Raw genomic sequence first — 18,175 nt, forward strand, 5'->3', positions numbered from 1 at the left:
GAGCCCTCTCGCACACACCCGGCTCAGGAAGTCATACCCCCAGCTCCGCCAGGCCCGGCAGGTGGGCGCGGGCGGCCTCGCGGGCCTGCGCGGCGGTGCGCGCGGCGCGGGCGGCGGCAGCGGCCCGGCGGCACTCGTCCACCGTGTGCCGGACGAGCGCGGCCCGCACCAGCGGCAGCGACGGCGCGCTCATCGACAGCGACGTCACGCCGAGGCCGACCAGCACGCAGGCGAGCGCGGGGTCGCCGGCGGCCTCGCCGCAGACGCCGCACGAGACGCCCGCGCCGGCGGCCGGGGCGATCAGGTCGAGGACGGCGGGCTGCCACGGGTCCTGGAGATGCGCGAGACCGCCGATCTGCCGGTCGGCCGCGCACGCGTACTGCGTCAGGTCGTTGGTGCCGATGCTGAAGAACTCCACCTCCGGCGCGATGTCGCGGGCGCGGAGCGCGGCGGCGGGCACCTCGATCATGACGCCGGGATGCGCGATGCCCGCCTCGCGGCAGGCGGCGGTGAAGTAGGCGGCCTCCGCCGCGTCCGTCACCATCGGGGCCATGACCTGCAGCTTCGCGGTCAGCCCCGCGGCGGCGCGGGCGAGCGCGGCGAGCTGGGCGGCCAGGACCTCCGGGTAACGGCGCGACATGCGCAGGCCGCGCTCGCCGAGCGCGGGGTTCGGCTCCTCACCCGGCGGCGGCAGGAACGCGAGCGGCTTGTCGGCGCCCGCGTCCAGCGTCCGGACGACGACGCGGCCCTCCGGGAACGCCTCCAGGACGGCCCGGTACGCCGCCTCCTGCTCCTCGTCCGACGGCGCCTTCTGCCGGTCGAGGAAGAGGAACTCGGTGCGGTACAGGCCGACGCCCTCCGCACCGTTCGCCTTCGCGGCGTCGAGGTCCTTCGGGCCGCCGATGTTCGCCAGCAGCGGCACCCGGTGCCCGTCCTTGGTGGCGCCGGGCCCGGTGGAGTCGGCCAGGGCCGCGGCGCGGGCGGCGGCAGCGGCGCGGGCGGCGTCGATGTCGGCGTCGGACGGGTCGGGACGCACCGTCCCCGCGGCCCCGTCGACGAGGACGCGGGTGCCGTCCGCCAGCGACGTCGCGCCGGGCAGCGCCACCACGGCGGGGACGCCCATCGTCCGGGCGATGATCGCGGTGTGGCTGGTCGGCCCGCCCTCCTCGGTCACGAACGCGATGACCTGCGCCGGGTCGAGGACGGCGGTGTCGGCGGGCGCGAGATCGCGGGCGACCAGCACGAACGGCTCGTCCGACTCGGGGACGCCGGGCATCGGGAGGCCGAGCAGCCGGGCGAGCGCGCGGTCGCGGATGTCGTCCAGGTCGGTGACCCGGCCCGCCATGTACTCGCCGGCGCCGGCGAGGAGGTCCCGGTAGACGCCGAACGCCTCGAACACGGCGCGGGCCGCACCGGTGCCGCGGCCGATCCGGGCGCGGACGTCGTCGGCGAGGCCGGGGTCGCGGGCCATCAGCGCCTGCGCGCCCAGCACCTCCTCCCCAGTGGGGTTGCCGACCGCGGCGGCGCGGGTGCCGCGCTCCTCCAGCTCGGCGGCGACGGCCTCCAGCGCGGCGAGCGCCGTCGCGCGCTCGGCCTCGGCGTCGCCGCCGTGCCGGGACTCGGCGGGCGGCTCGGGAACGGCCCCGGCGATCGTCCGCACCGGACCGGCGCCGACACCCGGGCTGACCCCCGCGCCCTGCAGAACCTCCGGCACGGTCAGGACTCCTCGGACTCCGGCTCGGCAAGCAGCTTCTCAAGGTCGTCGAGCAACTCGTCCGCGCCCGCGCCCTCCGCGGACAGGACGATCTCCTCCCCGTGCCGGGCGTCCAAGCCGAGCACCGCGAGGATGCTCTTGGCGTTCACCGGGGTGCCGCCGGGCTTGGCCACGGTCACGTCCATCGGGGCCTTGGCCGCGGTCTGGACGAAAAGCGCGGCGGGCCGCGCATGCAGCCCCACCCTCGACTGGATCTTGACATTGCGCTCGGTCACGGCACACTCCTCTTTGGCTTAGTTCTGTCCAGATTGGCTTCGGCCATGCTGATCCGGCCGGCCATGCTCACCTGTCCGGCCCTGCTGATCCGGCCGGCTCTGCCTGAGGCCGGGCACCCGCAGCGCGGGGCCCGGCACGACGTCGACGTTCTCAAAGTCGGTGACCAGGTGGTCGGCCCCGGCCAGCGCGCCCGCCGGCTGCGTGGTGCCGACGCCCACGCACGTCATGCCGGCGGCCTTCACGGCCGCGACGCCCGCCGGGGTGTCCTCGAAACCGACCGCGTTCTCGGCCGGGACGCCGAGATCCCGCGCGGCGGCGAGATAGCCCTCCGGGTCGGGCTTGCCGGTGCCGACGTCCCCGGCGGTCACCACGAGGTCCAGCAGGCCGCGGACGCCCAGCTCGTCCAGCAGGCTCTCGGCGTACGAGCGTTCGGCCGACGTCACCACCGCGAGCGGGACGCCGCTCCCGGCGAGCGCCCGGACGAGCTCGACCGCGCCGGGGACGGGTTCGGAGACCGGCATCCCCGGCGCCTTCTGGTAGGAGACGACCTCTTCGAACAGCTCCTCGACCGTCCGGCCGGGGAAAAGGTGCGACAGCTCCCCGAGCACCTCGAGCCCGCGCCGCCCCGCGAACGAGGCGATCAGCGCGTCGTCGTGGGGGACGCCGTGCGCGCCGAACAGCCGCGACCACTGGGCCCGGCTGCGCGGCTCGGTGTCGATGAGGGTGCCGTCGAGGTCGAACACCGCGGCACCCAGCCCGATCACCGCCATCCGATCAGTTCCATGTGAACAGCTCGGTGCCCTTCGTCACCTCGCCCGACTCCACGATGTCGGTGAGGGCGTCGGCGTTGGCGTCCAGCGCCACGACCGCGCAGACCGGCGAGCGCCCGCCCGCCTCGATCAGCGCCGGGTCCCAGGCGACGACCGGCTGGCCGGAGGTCACCTCGTCGCCCTCGGCGGCGAGGAGCTCGAAGCCCTGCCCCTTGAGCTTGACGGTGTCGATGCCCAGGTGGACGAGGACGCCGTGGCCCTCGCCGTCCACGACGACGTAGGCGTGCGGATGCAGTTTGACGATCTTCCCGGTGACGGGCGCGATGGCATGGCCGGGGGCGCGCTCGGGGTCGACCGCCGTGCCCGGGCCCACCATGGCCTGGGCGAACACCGGGTCGGGCACGCCGGCAAGGCCGACCACCCGGCCGGAGACCGGTGACAGTACTCGGGTCATCAGCGGGGGTCTCCTTTAAGAGTCGGTCGAGTTGCGTCGAGTCTGGTGGAGGGGTTACTCGAGGATGTCCTCGATGTCGCTGGAGAGGGTGTCGGCCTCGGTGCCGACGACGACCTGGACGACGGTGCCGCTGCGCATGACGCCGAACGCGCCCGCCTTCTTCAGCGCGGCCTCGTCGACCTTGCCACCGTCCTTGACCTCGGTGCGCAGCCGGGTGGCGCAGGGCTCGATCTCGATGATGTTGTCCGCACCGCCCAGTCCGGCGATGATGGCCTCGGCCTTGTCCATGTTCCTTCTCCTGGTCCGGGGTGGGCCCGGTCCGGCTCTCGTCGCCCGGGCTTTTGCAGAGGGTATGTCTCAGTCTGTCTGGGTGACCTTGTTCAGCCCGCGGGGCACGTCCGGGTCGATGCCGAGCCGGCGGGCGAGGTTCTCGACCAGGATCTGGCCGGGAACGATGAGGCCGAGCGGGGCGGTCCACTCGGGGAGGGCGGGGCCGGGGAGCGCCGCCGAGCACGCCGCCGCGAGGTCGTCGCCGCCGCCGACGCCGAACGCGCGGGCGCCCGCGCCCTCGACCCGGCGGGCCAGCGCGACCGTGCCGGCCAGCGTCGGTCCCGAGTCGGCGGCGACGAGCAGCGCCGGGGTCTGGTCGTCGACGACGGCGATCGGCCCGTGCAGCAGGTCGGCATAGGAAAGGCCCATGGCGTGCAGGTAGCACGCCTCCTTGATCTTCAGTGCGAGCTCCAGCGCGGTGCCGAACGCGATACCGCGCCCGGACACGACCGTGCCGGGCACCTTCGCCAGCTCCTCGACGATCTCGGGGAGGGCGTCCGACGCCTCGGTCAGCTCGATCATCCGGACGACCTCGTCGGGGACCCGGCGCAGGTCATCCTCGGCGACGTCCGCGCCGAGCCCGATGCCCAGCACCGACAGCGCGGCGAGCTGGGTGGTGTAGGTCTTGGTGGCCGGGACGGCGATCTCGTCGCCCGCCTCCGTGAGCAGCGCGACCTCGGCGATCTCGGCCAGCGGGGAACCGGCGCCGTTGGTGACGGCGACCGTCCGGGCGCCGCAGTCCCCGGCCCAGCCGAGGGTCTCGACGATCTCCTCCGTCTTGCCGGACTGGCTGATCGCCACGGCCAGCACGCCGGAGAGGTCCAGCTTGCGCCTGTAGGTGGTCGCGATCGACGGCGCGGCGAGCGTGGCCAGCCGTCCGGCATGCGATTCCACCAGGTAGCGGCCGTACACCGCGGCGTTGTCGGACGACCCGCGCGCGATGAACAGCACCTGCCGCGTCTCGCGGGCGAGCGCCGCGAGGTCGGGGGTGCGCGGCAGCAGCGCGTCGATCGTCCGGCGCAGCGCTTCGGGCTGCTCACCGATCTCGGCGCGCATCTTGCTGAACATTTTCATCCGGCCTTTCCGTACGTGCGTGACCCTTTACGTCTCACCGAGGATGAAATCTGCTCATTAGTCATGATCCCCCTCCGAAGACTTTCTGCCCGTTGACCCAGGTCGTACGCGCCCGGTGGTCCGGCCCCAGCCAGACCAGGTCGGCGGCGGCGCCTGGGGCGATGCGGCCGAGATCGGGACGGCCGATCAGGTCGGCCGGGACCCGGGTCGCGGCGTCCACCGCGGTGACCGTGTCGATCCCGATGCGGACGGCGTTGCCGACCGCCTCGTCCAGCCGGAGGCCGGACCCGGCCAGCGTGCCGTCGGCGCGCAGCGGCGGGCCCTCCTCGGGCATGGTGATCGGCTCGCCGCCGAGCTCGTAGGTGCCGGGCGGCATCCCGGCGGACGAGGCCGCGTCGGTGACGAGCACGACCCGTCCCGGCGCGGCCCGGAACACCAGCTCGGCCACCTTCGGCGCGACGTGGTGCAGGTCGAGAATCAGGCCGGGGCTCAGCCGGTCGTCGATGAGCGCCTGGACGGCCACGCCCGGGTCCCGGTGGTGGACGCCGGTCTGCGCGTTGAAGATGTGGGTGACCTTGCGGGCCCCGGCGTCGGCGGCGGCGGCGACCTGGTCGGCGGTCGCGTCGCTGTGCCCGACGCTGACCACCACCCCGGCCTCGGTCAGCGTGCGGATCGCGTCGAGCGCGCCGTTCCGCTCGGGGGCCAGGGTGACGAGCTTGACCAGCCCGGTCTCCAGCAGCGTCTCGATCGCGCCGGGCTCCGGGTCGGTGAGGAATCCGGCGTTGTGCGCGCCCTTGCGCTTCTCCGACAGGAACGGTCCTTCGAGGTGGACGCCGAGGACGCGGGTCCCGTCGGGGAGGTTCGGGATGAGGTCGCGGGCGCGGCGCAGGGCGGCGGCCTGGACCTCGACGGGCGCGGTGATGAACGTGGGCAGGAACGCGGTCACGCCGGTCTCGGGCAGGCGGGACACGACCGTGTGCCAGCCGGCCTCGTCGGCGTCCACCATGTCGTGGCCGAAGAACCCGTTGACCTGGATGTCGACCAGGCCGGGGGCCAGCAGCCCGTCCTGGAGGTCGACGTCGGGCGTGCCGAGCGTGGCCGGTGGACGGCCCCCGCCCGCCTCCGCGATCACCCCGTTCTCGACCCGGACGTATCCCGGGGAGAGGACGCGGGTAGGACTGCCCGCGGGGGTAATGATCATGTTGGAGGCCGTGAGCAGTAGTGATGCCATGAATGCGCACTCTCCGTGACACTACGGTCGCTGGTCGTTAACGCCCGGTCCAACTGGTCTAGTCCGGACTAGACCAGTACGCACCATACTCCACGAATCGGATGTAGATGAAGATGCAGCCCCGAACTCGTCCGGTATCGGCTGCCGGAAAAGCCGCCGGTCCGGAAGGTGATCAGTCATGAGCGCCGCGGCCACCGCCCACGGCGGCGGGGGCGGCGGGCGCGGCATCGGCGGCGCCTGGTCGGCGACGTTCGCGGTGCTACAGCGGATCGGCCGCAGCCTCATGCTGCCGATCGCCGTCCTGCCCGCCGCCGGGATCCTGCTCCGTCTCGGCCAGCCCGACCTGCTCGGCGTGGACGGTCTCGGCTGGGACCGCGTCGCCGAGGTCTTCGCCGCGGCGGGCGGCGCGCTGCTGGACAACCTGCCGATCCTGTTCGCGGTCGGCGTCGCCATCGGCTTCGCCAAGAAGTCCGACGGCTCCACCGCGCTCGCCGCCGTCGCCGCCTACCTGGTCTTCGACCGCGTCTCGAAGGTGATGTTCTCCCACACCAGCGAGCTGAAGGGGACGGTCGTCCAGAAGGTCCAGGCGGAGGACGGCAGCCTGGAGGAGACGGTCGCCTACGGGCTCACGAACCCGACACAGGTACTCGGCGGCATCGTCGTCGGGGTCATGGTCGCGCTGCTCTACCAGCGGTTCTACCGGGTGAAGCTGCCGTCCTGGCTGGCGTTCTTCGGCGGCCGCCGGTTCGTGCCGATCATCAGCGCCGCCGCCGCGCTGCTGCTCGGCGTGGTCTTCGGGTTCGTGTGGCCGACGCTCGGCGGCTGGATCGACAGCTTCGGCGACTGGATCACCGGCGCGGGCGCGTTCGGCGCGGGCGTCTACGGCGTCGCGAACCGGCTGCTGCTCCCGTTCGGGCTGCACCACATCCTGAACTCGCTGATCTGGTTCGTGTTCGGCACCTACGAGGGGCCGGACGGCGTCGTCCACGGCGAGATCAACCGCTACCTCGCCGGCGACCCGCACGCCGGGACGTTCCTCGCCGGGTTCTTCCCCGTCCTGATGTTCGGCCTGCCCGGCGCGGCCCTCGCCATCTGGCGCGCCGCTCCCCCGCACCGGCGCGGCGCGGTCGGCGGCCTGATGTTCTCGGCCGCGCTCACCGCGTTCGTCACCGGGGTGACCGAGCCGATCGAGTTCTCGTTCATGTTCGTCGCGCCCGTCCTGTACGGCATCCACGTCGTGCTGACGGGCGTGTCCCTGGGCCTGCTCGCGGCGGCGGACGCGCAGCTCGGCTTCAGCTTCTCCGCCGGGCTGATCGACATGCTGCTGAACGCGACCAAGAGCAACACCCGGCATCTGTGGATGGTGATCGCGCTGGGGCTGGTCTACTTCGTGCTGTATTACGCGATCTTCACTTTCGTGATCAAGCGCTTCAACCTGCCGACCCCGGGCCGGGAGCCGGAAGAGGACATGCCGCCGGAGGCCCGTCCCGACACGCCCTCCGAGCGGGCTCCCTGACCTGCGGGTACGTCGATCTTGGTCCCCTCCTGGCGTGACCCGGTCGTTACGAATTCGTGCATTGACATGCCTTTCGGTCCTGTGGTCTAGTCCGGCCTAGACCAGTCCGAACCAAATCCAATACCGTCCTCCATCCCTTACCCACCACCAACATCTGCAGGCCCACGAACCCCACCCCATCCGTCGAAACCCGGCGAATCCCATCGATCCGGCCCCCGGCCATCGAGGAAACCCCCGTGACGACCATCGACCCGCACAGTCCGGTACCGAAGTACTTCCAGCTCCGCGCGATCCTGCTCGACCTGATCGAAAGCGCGGAACTGCCCGTCGACGCCCCGATCCCATCGGAGCGCGAGCTGTGCGTCCGGTACGGGCTGTCCCGCATGACCGTGCGGCAAGGCGTCGACCAGCTCGTCTCCGAGGGCCGGCTGTACCGCGTCCCCGGCAAGGGCACCTTCGTGGCCCGGCCCAAGATCGAGATGCCGCTGCGGCTCGTCTCGTTCACCGAGGACATGCTGAGCCGCGGCCTGCGTCCCGGCGCGATAGACCTGGACCGGCGGACCGTCTACGCGGACGCCCGCCTCGCCCGGATCTTCGAAGTCGAACCGGGAACCGAAATCCATGTCATCGAACGTCTGCGAACCGCGGATGGCGAGCCGATGGCGCTGGAACGTGCCCACATCCTCGCGTCGCTCGCGCCCGACTTGCTCGATCGTCGCCTCGCGGATCGCTCTCTGTACGGCGTCCTCGAAGCGGTGTACGGTCTCGTCTTCGACGCGGGCGATCAGACAATCGACGCAAGTCTGGCCGATGCCGCGGATGCCAGGCATTTGCAAATTCCAAGGGGCAGCGCTGTGTTGCTCCTCCAACGCCGCTCGTACACCGGTGGTGTGTGTGCGGAGCTGGGCGTGTCGACCTACAGGGCGGACCGCTACCAGATCCACACGGCACTCGGAAATCCCCCGCCGCCCCAGTCATGATCCCCCAGCCCCCTACACCTGAGAACTCCTGAATCCCCTGAGGAGGAACCTCACGATGACCGCCACGACAGTGGATAACACACCACGCAGAGGGTCGAGCATCCTCGCACAGCTGCAGCGCATCGGCCGCAGCCTCATGCTGCCGATCGCCGTCCTGCCCGCCGCCGGTCTCCTGCTGCGTTTCGGACAGCCCGACATGCTCGGCAAGGACGGCCTGGAATGGAACCGGGTCGCCGAGGTCGTCGGCGAGGCCGGCAACGCGCTGTTCGCCGCGCTGCCCCTGCTCTTCGCCGTCGGCGTGGCGATCGGTTTCGCCAAGAAGTCCGACGGCTCCACCGCGCTCGCCGCGGTGGTCGGCTACCTGGTCTTCGACCGCGTCTCGAAGATCATGTTCTCGCACTCCGAAGAGCTCAAGGGCAATGTCACCATCGAGAAGGTGGTCGCCGGCCAGCCGACCCCGGTCATCGACTGGGGCGCCACGAACCCGACCCAGGTGCTCGGCGGCATCCTGATGGGCCTCACCGCCGCGCTGCTCTACCAGCGCTACTACCGGATCAAGCTGCCGACCTGGCTGGCCTTCTTCGGCGGCCGCCGGTTCGTCCCGATCATCACCGCCTTCGCGGGCCTGATCCTCGGCATCCTGATCGGCTTCCTCTGGCCGGTGCTCGGCAGCTGGCTCACCGAGTTCGGTGAGTGGATCACCGGTGCGGGCGCGGCGGGCGCCGGCATCTACGGCATGATCAACCGCCTGCTCATCCCGTTCGGCCTGCACCACATCCCGAACTCGCTCGTCTGGTTCGTGTTCGGCGAGTACCAGGGCCCCGACGGCGCCGTCAACGGCGAGATCAACCGCTACCTGGCCGGCGACCCGGACGCGGGCGGCTTCCTCGCCGGGTTCTTCCCGGTCCTGATGTTCGGCCTGCCCGGCGCGGCCCTCGCCATGTGGCGTGCCGCCCCCGCGCACCGTCGTCCCGCGGTCGGCGGCCTGATGTTCTCGGCCGCGCTCACCGCGTTCGTCACCGGCGTCACCGAGCCGATCGAGTTCTCGTTCATGTTCGTCGCGCCCGTCCTGTACGGGGTGCACGTCGTCCTCACCGGTATCTCGATGGCGGTGCTGGAGGCCGCCGGAGCCCAGCTCGGCTTCAGCTTCTCCGCAGGCGGTATCGACCTGCTGCTGAACGCGACGAAGGACAACACAGAGCAGCTACCGCTCATCCTCGGGTTGGGCGTCGTGTACTTCTTCGTCTACTACTTCGTCTTCAAGTTCCTGATCGAGAAGTTCAACTTCGCGACTCCGGGACGCGAGCCGGAAGGCGAGGAGACCGCGGCGGTCGACCCCGCGGCCGACCCGGAGATGGCCGGCGACAGGAAGGGCGACGCGCAGGCCGCAGGCGCCTGACCCTCATGGGGGCGCCGCGAGCCCCTCACTAGCGCGGCGCCCCACCCCGGGCCGGTCCAGCCCCCCGGCCCGGCTCCCGAGAGTCCCGGATCAACCCCGCACCCTCGCCCGGGACTCGCTCCCGAAGGCGGCGGGACGCCCAGCGTCCCGCCGCCTTCCCCTTTCCGGCCCTTTGTGGCTGTTGGGCCGCATGTGGTCAGAATGTATTTTCTGCGCCTTCCGTGACTCCTGTCGTTAAACGAGACAGGAGGTCTTTTCATGCAAGGGCGTACGGGGAAGTCAGGTGCGGCGCGATTCGTCCGGTACCGTCCGGCGCCGGCCAGCCGGGGAGCGCTGGCGCTGCAACCGGCGGCGGCTCCCGTACAGCCGCCCGGCCTGCGGTTGGTCCGGCCGGAGGACGGCGTGGACGCCGAGGTCCGGGCCGTCGCGAACGCCACCGTCCGGCTCGTCGCGGAGATCCTGGCGGGCGCCCGCCCACCACACCAGCTCTCGCTGGTGGCCGTCCCGGCGGTATGCCGAGCAGTCCTCCACCACCTACAGGCGCGCAGCATTCCGGCGAGCCGTGGCGGACGGATCGTCCCGCCCAAGGTGCTGTCCACCCGGTTGCAGCGCCCCGCACCGACCGTGGCGGAGACGGTGGCGGTGGTGATCGTGGCCGGACGCGTCCACGCCCTGGCCCTGCGCCTGGAGCACACCCGCGGCCGCTGGCGCTGCACGGCCCTGGAAACGACCGCCCCCTGAACCCGCAAGGGCTCTCACATGCGGAAGCGGCCTCCCGGTAAGCCGGGAGGCCGCTTTCGTGTTGCTCGCCGCTTGTTACTTGGCCTTGCTGCGCGGGTCGCCGTGGCAGCGCTTGAACTTCTTGCCCGAGCCGCAGGGGCACGGGTCGTTGCGGTTCACGCCCGCGTACTCGTCCTTCGTCTCCTCGCTGTGGTGCTCGACGCCGCCGTCACCGTCAACGGTCGGGGCCGAGTACTCCAGCTTGGACGGACGCTTCGGCGCGTCGAGACCCTTCGCCTTGATCGCCGGGGCCTCGTCGGCCTCCTCGATCTCGTCGGCGGGGGCGTCTTCCGCGTCCGGGGCCGTCTTGGCGACCGAGACGGGCGCGGCGCCGACCGTCGGCGCCGACGGCTGCTCCTCCACCTCGACCTCAAGGTGGAACAGGTAGCCGACCGACTCCTCCTTGATGCCGTCGAGCATCGCGTTGAACATGTCGTAGCCCTCGCGCTGGTACTCCACCAGCGGGTCGCGCTGCGCCATGGCCCGCAGGCCGATGCCCTCCTGGAGGTAGTCCATCTCGTAGAGGTGCTCGCGCCACTTGCGGTCGAGGACGTTCAGCACCACGCGGCGCTCCAGCTCCCGCATGACCTCGGCGCCGAGTTCCTCGTCGCGCTTGTCGTAGGCGGCCTGGGCGTCCTCGCGGATCTTCGCGGCGAGGGTCTCGGCGTCGAGGCCGGAGATGTCGCCGTCCGCGGCGTCCTCGATCAGCTCGTCCACCGTGATCGAGATCGGGTAGAGCTGCTGGAACGCCTTCCACAGCTTGTCGAGGTCCCACTCCTCGGCGAAGCCCTCGCCGGTGGCGCCCGCGACATAGCCCGCGACGACCTCGTCGATCATGCCGCGGACCTGCTCGTTCAGGTCTTCACCTTCGAGGACCTTGCGGCGCTCGGCGTAGATGACCTTGCGCTGCCGGTTCAGGACCTCGTCGTACTTCAAGACGTTCTTGCGCATCTCGAAGTTCTGCTGCTCGACCTGGCTCTGCGCCGACTTGATCGCATTGCTGACGATCTTGGACTCGATCGGCTGCTCGTCCGGGATGTTCAGCCGGTTCATGATCGACTCGACGCGGGCGGAGTTGAACAGCCGCATCAGGTCGTCCTCGAGCGACAGGTAGAACCGGGACTCGCCCGGGTCGCCCTGCCGGCCGGACCGGCCGCGCAGCTGGTTGTCGATGCGCCGCGACTCGTGCCGCTCGGTCGCGAGGACGTAGAGACCGCCGAGGTCGACGACCTCCTCGTGCTCGCCCTTCACGTCCTCCTTGGCCTTCTCCAGCGCCTCGGGCCACGCCGCCTCGTACTCGTCCGGCGTCTCCAGCGGGGACAGGCCGCGCTGGTGCAGCTCCAGGTCGGCGCGGAAGTCGGGGTTGCCGCCGAGCATGATGTCGGTGCCGCGCCCGGCCATGTTCGTCGCGACGGTGACGCCGCCCTTGCGGCCCGCCTCCGCGACGATCGCCGACTCGTGCTCGTGGTTCTTGGCGTTCAGCACCTGGTGCGGGATGCCGCGCCGCTTGAGCATCTTGCTCAGCTTCTCGGACTTCTCCACCGACGTCGTGCCGACGAGGACGGGCTGGCCCTTCTCGTGCCGCTCGGCGATGTCGTCGACGCACGCCTCGAACTTGGCCTGCTCGGTCTTGTAGACGACGTCGGCGACGTCCTCGCGGATCATCGGCTTGTTCGTCGGGATCGGCACGACGCCGATCTTGTAGGTCTTGTTGAACTCGGCCGCCTCGGTCTCGGCCGTACCGGTCATGCCGGACAGCTTGGAGTAGAGGCGGAAGTAGTTCTGCAGGGTGATCGTGGCGAGCGTCTGGTTCTCGTCCTTGATCGCCACGCCCTCCTTGGCCTCGATGGCCTGGTGCATGCCCTCGTTGTAGCGGCGGCCGTGGAGGATGCGGCCGGTGAACTCGTCCACGATCAGGACCTCGCCGTTCATGACGACGTAGTCCTTGTCGCGCTTGTAGAGCTCCTTGGCCTTGAGCGCGTTGTTGAGGAAGCTCACCAGCGGCGTGTTGACCGAGTCGTAGAGGTTGTCGATGCCGAGCCAGTCCTCGACCTTCTCGACACCGGCCTCGGTGATGCCGACCGTGCGCTTCTTCTCGTTGACCTCGTAGTCGCCGGGGCCGTACTCGTCGACCTGCCCGGCGGTGCTGACCAGCTCGGCCCGCTTCAGCCGCGGGACGATCTTGGCGAACTCCGAGTACCACTTGGAGTTCTGCTCGGCCGGACCCGAGATGATCAGCGGGGTACGGGCCTCGTCGATGAGGATCGAGTCGACCTCGTCCACGATCGCGAAGTTGTGGCCGCGCTGGACGCACTCGTCCAGGGTCCAGGCCATGTTGTCGCGCAGGTAGTCGAACCCGAACTCGTTGTTGGTCCCGTAGGTGATGTCGGCGTTGTAGGCGGCGCGACGCTCCTCGGGAGTCATCTGCGCGAGGACGACACCGACCTCGAGGCCGAGGAACTGGTGGATGCGGCCCATCCACTCGGCGTCGCGCTTGGCCAGGTAGTCGTTCACCGTGACGATATGGACGCCGTCGCCCGACAGGGCGTTGAGATAGGCCGGCAGCACCGCGGTCAGGGTCTTGCCCTCACCGGTCTTCATCTCGGCGATGTTGCCCAGGTGGAGGGCGGCGCCGCCCATGATCTGGACGTCGAAATGGCGCTGGCCGAGGACGCGCTTGGCGGCCTCGCGGGCGGTCGCGAAGGCTTCGGGGAGCAGGTCGTCCAGGGTCTCGCCGTCGGCGAGCCGCTCCCGGTACTTGTCGGTCAGCTCGCGCAACTCGGCGTCGCTCATCTCGAGGAAGTCCTCCTCGATCGAGTTGACCTGATCCGCGAGCTTCTTGAGCTTGCGCAGGATTTTGCCCTCGCCCGCACGAAGGATCTTGTCGATGACTGGCGGCACTCTCGGAGGCTCCTTGCAGATCGTGGTTCACCGCTCCAGGCGGCGCGCACACCACACGTACGATGCCATCGTAGGCGAGACCCAGAATGGTCTAGGTCACTCTGGAGCGCAATCCACAGCGCGCCCCGTTTGATTTTCCGGCTCCCGGAGAGGATGTCCACAGCATCCGGAGGGAGGCCCGGTGTCGGAACAGTCGCACCCCGAAGAGCGGCCGGCAGAGCCGCAAGCTGACCACGCGCACGGATCGCACGCCGGACGGCCGGGATCGTGGTTCGCGGTCACCATCATCTTCGTCGGCTTCGTGGTAGGCGGCGTGGCGCTCTGCCTGGGGCCCACGTGGATCCTGTTCTGGGTGGGCGCCGGGATCATCGTCCTCGGCATGATCATCAGCGGTTTCGTGCACCTGTTCGCCGACGTCGTCGTGGACGCGCCCAGGGTCATCCCCGAGATCGTCGACTACTCGCTGTTCGGCACCCGCACCGCCAAACGCCGCGGCGGCGAGGCGGGCGAGGCCCTGGATCGTCCGGTCGCCACCGACCCGGAGCAGACCCCGCACGGCTGACACGCCCAATTCACGGCCTTCGCCACGGGACGCTGAACGCCCGCAATGCCACTGAATCAGGACAGCGGCAACTACGAATAACAACAAGGCCGAAACCCCGTCCATTCCGGCCGTCCACCTTGAACCCTGAGTGAAAACCGGGTCGCACGGCGTGGCCAATTCCCGCAGGCGAACCGCGATTCACGGGCACCACAACAAGCCGTGCACGCGGCACCGGGTTGCCGGAGAGCCGTGAGGCAGCCCGAGCACCAAACCCCACGCCATCGGCTAGGCGGGCCTATGCGGGTTGTTGGCGTGCGGTGGCTCGGGGCGGCGGTGGCTCGGGGCGTGCGGTCGATCAGGCCGGGGTGGCGGTTTTGATGGCCGATTCGAGGAGGGGCCTGGGCAGGTCGGTTCGTTCGATGCGGACGTCGTCGCAGCCGACCCAGGCGGCGGCGCGCCAGAGGGCGGTGGCCAGCGCGGTGGCCGAGGTCTCCATGCGTGCGGAGGTGCGGGTGGCCCACGGCTCCAGGGACGCCTGGCGGGCGACAAGGGTGCGGCCTTCTCTGGCGGGGTCGACGCGTCCGAGCAGGCGGCCTCCGGCGAGGAGGGGCATCGCGAAGTAGCCGTGGACGCGCTTGGCCTTCGGGACGTACGCCTCCAGGCGGTGGTCGAAACCGAAGACGCGGGACGCGCGGGCCCGGTCCCAGACGAGGGAGTCGAACGGTGAGAGCAGGGTCGTGGCGTGCCTGCCGCGCGGCGTTGCGGCCAGGGCTTCGGGGTCGGCCCAGGCCCGCTGGGGCCAGCCGGCGACCGTGGCGGGGACGAGCCCGGTCGCCTCGATGACCTGGTCGACCTGGTCCTGCCTGATCCGGTAGTAGTCGGCGAGGTCGCCGCGCGTCGCGACGCCGAGGGCCCGCCCGGCGCAGGCGACGAGCGCGGTCAGGCAGGCGTCGTCGTCCGGTTCGTGGGAGTGGAGCTCGGCCGGGACGGCCCGTTCTGCCAGGTCGTACACGCGCCGCCAGCCGACGCGCTCGACGCAGACGACCTCGCCGACGTCCAGCAGCCACTCGATGCCGATCTTGTGGTCGCTCCAGTCCCACCATTCGGCGCTGGCCTTGGCGCCGCCGAGCTCCTTGGTGGTCAGCGGGCCGTCCGCCTTCAGGCGGGCGCGGACCTCGTCGCAGACGCCCTCGGGCACCTTGTGCCAGCGCCAGCCACGGCGCTGGTAGGCGCGCCGGCGGAACGCGAAGAGCGGCCAGTCGGCCATGGGGAGGATCGACGCGGCATGCGCCCAGTACTCGAACGCCCTGTACCCGCCGCCCTTGGCCGGGGTGCCGCCCTTGCGTTGGGCGTCGCCCTTGCGGTGGCCGTTCACGCTGCCCCAGTAGGCGGCCTCGACCGCGCCGCGCCCGACCGGGCCGAGCCGGGCGTAGGGGACCAGCTCGTGAGAGCGGGCGAGGACGGAGATCGTGTCGAGCTGGACGGCGCCTAGCCGCTCCAGCATCGCCGGCACGCCGCCTCTGGGCTGTGCGCCCAGGAAACCCTGAGCGCGCAGCTGGAGCCGGCGCGCCTCGTCCGCGCCGAGTTCCACCGCCGGTGCCGTGCCGTCCGCCGTGCTGCCTGCTGCGCCGTCTGCTGTGCCAACCACGCCCGCGATGCTACGACACAACACCGACAAAACCGGATTGCCGGTCGCGCCGGGTCAGGTGATCTCCAGGAGTTTCTCGCGGACGGCGTAGACGACGGCCTCCATCCGGGAGTGGAGCTGGAGCTTCTCCAGGATGTTGCGGACGTGGTTCTTCACGGTGTTCTCGGAGATGAACAGCTCGCGGGCGATCTCCCGGTTGCCGAGGCCGCGGGCGACGAGCCGCAGGACCTCCATCTCGCGATCGGTGAGGCGCGGCGCGGGGACCTGCTGGGTGCGCTCCTCGCTGCGCTTGGCCAGCGCCGCGAACTCGGTGATGAGCTTGGACGCCATCGACGGGCTGATCAGCGACTGCCCGCCGTGCACCGCCCGCACGGCCTGCGGCACCTCGTCGATCGAGATCTCCTTGAGCAGGTAGCCGCTGGCCCCGGCCTTGATCGCCTCGAAGAGGTCCTCCTCCTCGTCGCTGATGGTCAGCATGACGATCTTCGCGCTGGGGGCCGCGTCCTTGATCGCGGTGCAGGCCTCGATGCCGCTGCGGCGCGGCATCCGGATGTCCATCAGGACGACGTCGGGCAGCAGATCGCCGGCCATCTCGACGGCCTCGTGACCGTCGCCGCCCTCGCCGATGACCTCGATGTCGTCCTCCCCCTGGAGGACCATCTCCAGACCCCTGCGGAACAGCGCATGGTCGTCGACGATGAGCACGCGGATCGGGTCGGCCGTCCCGGCCGGCCGGGCCGCCTCCCGGCCGGCGGGGGCGGCACCGGCCTGGCGGGGTACCGCCGCGGCGTCGCGAGCCTCGGGATTCTCGCTCACCAGAGTCGCGGCGTGGGAAGACGCCGCTTCCCCCCTTCACTATTCAGCGATCTGGAACCACCGGAGGGGTGCTCTCCGGCGGGTCGTCCTCGGGAAGATACGGGTTCCGGGGGCGGACCCGGGGGATTTCGGGCCGGGGTGTCCCCCGGTGAACTGCTGTGCGTCCCGGGAGGTTCCCGGGTGGGCCGCTGCGGGGCCCGCGAATCGTGCGACCCGCGGGACCACCGCCGCGGCGCGGTGACCGGTCGGATCCGGGGCGGCCGGCTGTGCGGCTCCGCACCGGATTCCCCCCGGACCACCGCGTCCGCGGATCGGCTGGAACGCCTTTTCAGATCATGACACGGTTCGGACGGTGACGTGACGCGAGTGCCGCATCACGGAACGGTCTCATCTTCGTAGGTCTGCGCAGGCCACGCCCGCACGGACGGGCCGGTTGAAGAACGGTCACTCTTCGATGAGCCTGATCACTCCGTAATCCCAGCCTCTTCTCCGGTATACGACCGAGGGATGCCCGGTGGCCTTGTCGCGGTACAGGAAAAAGTCGTGGCCGACGAGTTCCATCTCGAAGAGGGCCTGCTCGATGCCCATGGGCTCGGCCTTATGGAACTTCTCGCGTACGACGAGGGGGCCGTCTCCGTCCATGGGGATCGGGACGAGGTTCTCGTCCGGCGAGACCTTCACCGGCTCGGCCTCGGATTCGTCCCTCGCGGGCGGTGGCGGTTCTGCGGCTTGCGGCGGTTCGGGGAGTGCTTCGGGGAGTGTCTCCATCGTCGCGAGCTTGGCACGGCCCTTGCCGCCGTGGCCCTTGCGTCGTTCTGCGCCCCGGCGCATCCGTGACTCCAGCTTGTCCAGCGCCAGGTCGAGTGCGCCGTAACGGTCGTCGGCGGCGGCCTCGGCCCGGATCACCGGGCCACGGGAGCGGATCGTCAGCTCGACCCGTTCGCGCTGGTCGGCCTGCCGTGGGTTGCGTTCCTCGGACACCTCCACATCAACGCGGATGACCTTCTGGTCGAGCCGCTCGATCTTGGTGAGTTTGTTGTCGACGTGGCGTCGGAATCGCTCGTTGACGTCGGTGTGCCGGCCCCTCACGGTGATGTTCACGCGGGACCCCCCTTCTCCCGGTTGTGATCCGGCCCTGCCCGGGACGCCTGATCGAAACACCTTTCATCGTCGGCGGAGAACTGTGCACTGCCCCGGACGGACACCACAGGACGGTGGGTCGCACCCGCCCGGCCGACCTGGTCTTCGTCCCCACATCCGCCTGCCGAGGGGCTCGCGGCGCTTTCGCCACTACTGCCCTTCTCCCTGTTCGGGGGATGTCGGATCCCCCGGCGGGGCAGGACTTACCTCTAAGGCGCACCGTGATCGGTCGACGAGAAGTCGCCTTACGTGGGCCGTTTCGCCTGCGCCTGGCATCGGCTAGCCGGACCGGCTGTCGTACTCCTGACGAGCACTGCGATCCGACGCAACCACGGACCCGGGCGGGTGCCATGTCAGGAACGCTAACCCCTTACGCCTCGAATGTCAGGGGGGTGCGCCGAGGAATTGCTCACTGAACGTCATCACACCCTGCCCCAGCGGGTACCCCACCCTCCTCGCGAACGCCCCAGCACATGCCGCAAGCCCCGGCACGCACGCGCGTTGCGCGCCTCAAGCTCGCCCAGGTCAGCCGAGACTGACCTCCCAGTGAGTTTTGGAAATCTCTACCCCCACATCACACGATGCGACCCGAATCACCTCAC

The 18,175-nt window shown here is 70.5% G+C and carries 16 protein-coding genes; 5 read left to right on the plus strand and 11 right to left on the minus strand.

Annotated features, from left to right (window positions below; translation table 11 throughout):
* Nucleotides 1–31: 31 nt before the first annotated feature.
* The 7 genes from ptsP to nagA form a co-directional block, all read right to left on the minus strand.
* Nucleotides 32–1,714, minus strand: a complete 1,683-nt coding sequence (gene ptsP / locus ACH34S_RS03595) for a phosphoenolpyruvate--protein phosphotransferase (protein WP_395950919.1) — start codon at nucleotides 1,712–1,714, stop codon at nucleotides 32–34.
* Between the two features lie 2 nt (nucleotides 1,715–1,716).
* Nucleotides 1,717–1,989, minus strand: a complete 273-nt coding sequence (locus tag ACH34S_RS03600; RefSeq protein ID WP_395950920.1) for an HPr family phosphocarrier protein — start codon at nucleotides 1,987–1,989, stop codon at nucleotides 1,717–1,719.
* Between the two features lie 18 nt (nucleotides 1,990–2,007).
* A complete protein-coding gene (locus tag ACH34S_RS03605; RefSeq protein ID WP_395950921.1) occupies nucleotides 2,008–2,760 on the minus strand; it encodes an HAD family hydrolase in 753 nt (250 codons plus the stop codon).
* 4 nt (nucleotides 2,761–2,764) lie between these two features.
* Nucleotides 2,765–3,214 carry a PTS glucose transporter subunit IIA gene (locus ACH34S_RS03610; protein ID WP_395950922.1) on the minus strand — a complete coding sequence of 150 codons (450 nt, stop codon included), beginning with the start codon at nucleotides 3,212–3,214 and terminating at the stop codon, nucleotides 2,765–2,767.
* A gap of 54 nt (nucleotides 3,215–3,268) precedes the next feature.
* Nucleotides 3,269–3,502: a glucose PTS transporter subunit EIIB gene (locus ACH34S_RS03615; RefSeq protein WP_395950923.1), complete on the minus strand. Its 234-nt coding sequence runs from the start codon at nucleotides 3,500–3,502 to the stop codon at nucleotides 3,269–3,271.
* 69 nt (nucleotides 3,503–3,571) lie between these two features.
* A complete protein-coding gene (locus tag ACH34S_RS03620; protein ID WP_395951429.1) occupies nucleotides 3,572–4,612 on the minus strand; it encodes an SIS domain-containing protein in 1,041 nt (346 codons plus the stop codon).
* Nucleotides 4,613–4,679: 67 nt separating this feature from the next.
* Entirely contained in the window at nucleotides 4,680–5,849 is a 1,170-nt protein-coding gene (nagA, locus tag ACH34S_RS03625; protein ID WP_395950924.1) for an N-acetylglucosamine-6-phosphate deacetylase, read from the minus strand.
* Between the two features lie 178 nt (nucleotides 5,850–6,027).
* Here nagA and ACH34S_RS03630 point away from each other — a divergent pair, with 178 nt between their 5' ends.
* The 4 genes from ACH34S_RS03630 to ACH34S_RS03645 all read left to right on the plus strand — a co-directional run bounded on the left by ACH34S_RS03630 (nucleotide 6,028) and on the right by ACH34S_RS03645 (nucleotide 10,485).
* A complete protein-coding gene (locus tag ACH34S_RS03630; RefSeq protein WP_395950925.1) occupies nucleotides 6,028–7,365 on the plus strand; it encodes a PTS transporter subunit EIIC in 1,338 nt (445 codons plus the stop codon).
* 236 nt (nucleotides 7,366–7,601) lie between these two features.
* Nucleotides 7,602–8,345, plus strand: coding sequence for a GntR family transcriptional regulator (locus ACH34S_RS03635; RefSeq protein WP_138649423.1), 744 nt, complete (start codon nucleotides 7,602–7,604; stop codon nucleotides 8,343–8,345).
* Between the two features lie 55 nt (nucleotides 8,346–8,400).
* Nucleotides 8,401–9,744 carry a PTS transporter subunit EIIC gene (locus tag ACH34S_RS03640; protein WP_395950926.1) on the plus strand — a complete coding sequence of 448 codons (1,344 nt, stop codon included), beginning with the start codon at nucleotides 8,401–8,403 and terminating at the stop codon, nucleotides 9,742–9,744.
* A 258-nt stretch (nucleotides 9,745–10,002) separates the two neighbouring features.
* Nucleotides 10,003–10,485, plus strand: coding sequence for an Rv3235 family protein (locus ACH34S_RS03645; RefSeq protein WP_395950927.1), 483 nt, complete (start codon nucleotides 10,003–10,005; stop codon nucleotides 10,483–10,485).
* 75 nt (nucleotides 10,486–10,560) lie between these two features.
* On the opposite strand, the gene secA is transcribed toward ACH34S_RS03645, so the two are convergent.
* Nucleotides 10,561–13,425 carry a preprotein translocase subunit SecA gene (secA, locus tag ACH34S_RS03650; RefSeq protein ID WP_395950928.1) on the minus strand — a complete coding sequence of 955 codons (2,865 nt, stop codon included), beginning with the start codon at nucleotides 13,423–13,425 and terminating at the stop codon, nucleotides 10,561–10,563.
* A gap of 181 nt (nucleotides 13,426–13,606) precedes the next feature.
* Between secA and ACH34S_RS03655 the strand changes: the two genes are divergently transcribed.
* Entirely contained in the window at nucleotides 13,607–13,987 is a 381-nt protein-coding gene (locus ACH34S_RS03655; RefSeq protein WP_395950929.1) for an HGxxPAAW family protein, read from the plus strand.
* Nucleotides 13,988–14,324: 337 nt separating this feature from the next.
* Here ACH34S_RS03655 and ACH34S_RS03660 read toward each other — a convergent pair whose 3' ends face one another.
* From ACH34S_RS03660 to hpf, 3 genes are all read right to left on the minus strand, one after another.
* Nucleotides 14,325–15,617 (minus strand): winged helix-turn-helix domain-containing protein, encoded by a 1,293-nt coding sequence (locus ACH34S_RS03660; RefSeq protein WP_395950930.1) that lies wholly within the window; start codon nucleotides 15,615–15,617, stop codon nucleotides 14,325–14,327.
* A 54-nt stretch (nucleotides 15,618–15,671) separates the two neighbouring features.
* Entirely contained in the window at nucleotides 15,672–16,328 is a 657-nt protein-coding gene (locus ACH34S_RS03665) for a response regulator (protein ID WP_230421412.1), read from the minus strand.
* 549 nt (nucleotides 16,329–16,877) lie between these two features.
* Entirely contained in the window at nucleotides 16,878–17,534 is a 657-nt protein-coding gene (gene hpf / locus ACH34S_RS03670) for a ribosome hibernation-promoting factor, HPF/YfiA family (protein ID WP_395950931.1), read from the minus strand.
* Nucleotides 17,535–18,175: the final 641 nt, after the last annotated feature.

Source organism: Actinomadura sp. 3N508 (assembly GCF_044326375.1).
GTDB lineage: Bacteria > Actinomycetota > Actinomycetes > Streptosporangiales > Streptosporangiaceae > Spirillospora.